Below are 3,013 nucleotides of genomic sequence, written 5' to 3'. Positions count from 1 at the left end.
CGCGGCCACCGGACCGCCCCGCGCCCCCGACCTGCCCGGCCGGCCGCGTCCCGTGGAGTGCCGGGGAGCCCGCCACCGGATCGGCCTGGTCGACGGGGTGCTGGTCCCGCTGGACCACGACCCGGACGAGATCCGTCGGGAGGAACTGCTGGTCGCGCTCACCGGCACCCCGCTCCCCTGTCTCCAGGCGATCGACGAGGCGCACCGGCGTCCGCACTGCCTGGACGGCGTCCGCGAACGTCTCGTGCACGGCGACACCGCCGGCGCGCTGGCCGTCGTGGAAGGACTGCTCGGGCCCGAGGCGCTGCTGCGCACCGGCCCCCTCCGGGACGAACTGGAGGCGGCAGCGCTGCGGCGCGTCACCTACGGCCTGTTCAGGGCGGGCCTGACCGGGCCCGGCCCCACCTGGTTCCGCCCGCGTCCGACCGGTCGCGACTCCCGGACCCGGCGCGCCCATCCGCGCCACGCGCACTGAATCCACCACCGGGGACACGCTCCCCTCTCCTGGCCCACGCCTGGCCCACAGGTGCTCACACATGACGATGACCTCTCCTGCCCCCGCCTCCCGACTCGACGTCGCCGCACAGCTCTTGGCCCTGCTGCGCGTCTCCACCACCGAACCGCGCCCCGACTCCCAGCTGGAGGCCCTCACCCTGGCCGTCGCCGCCGATCTGCCGGTCCTGCTGTGGGGTGAGCCCGGGATCGGCAAGACCGCGGCCCTGACCCAGCTCGCCGAGGCCCTGGACCTGCCGTTGACCACAGTGATCGCCAGCGTGCACGAGCCGTCGGACTTCTCGGGCCTGCCGGTGGTCGGGGACGATCCCGCCACCCAGGGCGTGCCGATGGCCCCGCCGGACTGGGCCGTACGGCTGGTGCGGGCCGGGCGGGGGCTGCTGTTCCTGGACGAGTTGTCCACCGCGCCGCCCGCCGTCCAGGCCGCGCTGCTCCGGCTCGTCCTTGAGCGGCGTATCGGCGCGCTGCAACTGCCGCCCGGGGTAAGGATCGTGGCCGCCGCCAACCCCCGGTCCTCGGCGGCCGACGGCTGGGAGCTGAGCCCGCCGCTGGCCAACCGGTTCGTCCATCTCCAGTGGACCCACGACCACGAGGTCGTCGTACGGGGACTGGGCGGGACCTGGCCGCGGGCCACCCTGCCGCGGCTCGATCCGCGCAAGCTGCCCGAGGCCGTGGAGTTCGCCCGCCGCGCGGTGTGCGCCCTGCTCGCGGCGCGGCCCACGCTCGTGCACCGACTGCCCGCCGGCGAGACCCGGCGGGGCGGGCCCTGGCCGTCGCCGCGGAGCTGGGACATGACGCTGTCGCTGGTCGCCTTCGCGACCGCGGCCGGTTCCGCGCGGGACGTGCTCTCCCTGCTGGTGCGGGGCACGGTGGGCGACGGTCCCGGCCTGGAACTGCTGGCGAGCCTGGACCGGCTGGACCTCCCGGACCCGGAGGACGTACTGGCCGATCCCGCGGGGGCCGTCCTGCCCGAGCGGGGAGACCTCCGGCAGGCCGTGCTCGACGGTGTGGTGGCGGCCGTACGCGCGCGTCCCGACCGGGCCCGCTGGGACGCGGCGTGGGCGGTGCTGGTGCGGGCGCTGGAGACCGGCGCCCCGGACCTGGTGGTCGTGCCCGCGACGACGCTGGCCTCGCTGCGGCAGCAGGACTGGGACGTGCCGGAGACGATCGAGAGGCTCGCCGGGACGGTGGCGCTGTCGCGGCGGGCGGACCGGGCGGCGGTCGCCTCCGGGACCCGGCGATGAGTACGGCCGGCCCCGTGGGGGCCACCCACACTGCCGCGGGCCGGCTGGACAGCGACAAGCTGTTCGCCGCCCGTCTGCACGCCGCCCGGGTCCGCCCGTACCTGGCCACCGCGCTGTTCGCCCTGCACACCGTCGAGTCCGGGCGGGTGCCGACGATGGCCGTCGACCGGTACTGGCGGTGCTACGTCTCCCCGGCGTTCGTGGACCGGACGCCGGTGGAGGAGCTGGCGGGCGTGTGGGTGCACGAGGTGTCCCACCTGCTGCGCGACCATCACGGGCGCGGTGACCGGGTAGCCCGGGAGCGCGGGCTGAGCGGTTTCGGGGACCGGCTGCGGATGAACATCGCCGCGGACTGCGAGATCAACGACGACGTGTACGGCGAGGGACTGGTCGAGCCCGAAGGGGCCGTCCGGCCCTGGCGGTTGAAGCTGCCCGAGGGGCAGCTGATGGAGGAGTATCTGAGCGGCATCGGCCCCGGCGCACTGACCGTCGACCTGTCCTGGCTGGACTGCGGCAGCGGTGCCGACGGTCTGGAGCGCGCGTGGGACCTGGGCCCCGAGGGGGCGGACGGGCTGAGCGAGCAGGAGCGGGACGCGGTGCGCTTCCGGGTGGCACAGGGCATCCGGGCGCGGCCGGGCGACACCCCGCAGGGCTGGCGGCGGTGGGCGGAGGAGGCCTTCCATCCGCCGCAGCCCTGGCGGGACCTGCTGGGGGCGGCGCTGCGCTCGGCGGTCGCCGGCTCCGGGGCGGGCGACGACTACAGCTACGGCCGTCCCTCGCGGCGCTCGGCGGGGGTGCCCGGGACGGTGCTGCCGAGTCTGCGGCGCCGGCCGCCCCGGGTCTGCGTGATCATCGACACCTCCGGCTCGGTCAGCGACGCCGAACTGGGCAGCGCCCTGCTGGAGGTAGCCGCGATCTCCCGTGCCGTGGGCGGTCGCCGGGACCTCGTCAGCGTGCTCTCGTGCGACGCGGCGGCCGGGGTCGTGCGTCCCCTGTGCCGGGCGGAGGGCATCCCGCTGGTCGGCGGCGGGGGCACCGATCTGCGCACGGGCTTCGAGAAGGCGCTGCGTTCGCGGCCCCGTCCGGACGTCGTCGTGGCCCTGACCGACGGCCAGACGCCGTGGCCGGGCGCGCAGCCCTCCTGCCGCACGGTCGTCGGCCTGTTCTCCCGGCCGCAGAGGTTCCGGGCGCGGAGCGAGAACAACCCCGAGTACGTGCCGGACGGGCCGCCGGCCTGGGCCCGCGTGGTGGAGATC

Annotated in this window: 2 protein-coding genes and 1 pseudogene; all 3 read left to right on the top strand. The window is 76.2% G+C overall.

The genetic code is table 11. The features are described 5' to 3' along the window. Positions 1–475: pseudogene (locus EHS43_RS41465) on the top strand (hypothetical protein); the annotation flags it as partial. A 61-nt stretch (positions 476–536) separates the two neighbouring features. Further along, positions 537–1,757, top strand: coding sequence for a MoxR family ATPase (locus EHS43_RS41460; RefSeq protein ID WP_125195668.1), 1,221 nt, complete (start codon positions 537–539; stop codon positions 1,755–1,757). Continuing rightward, positions 1,754–3,013 (top strand): VWA-like domain-containing protein (locus EHS43_RS41455; RefSeq protein WP_125195667.1); only part of this gene is annotated, 1,260 nt, incomplete at its 3' end. The genes EHS43_RS41460 and EHS43_RS41455, both read left to right, overlap by 4 nt.

The sequence above is a fragment of the Streptomyces sp. RP5T genome (genome assembly GCF_003933965.1).
Lineage (GTDB): Bacteria > Actinomycetota > Actinomycetes > Streptomycetales > Streptomycetaceae > Streptomyces.
The sequence above is the reverse complement of the archived record's forward strand: the minus strand, read 5'-3'. Positions and strand labels throughout refer to the sequence as shown.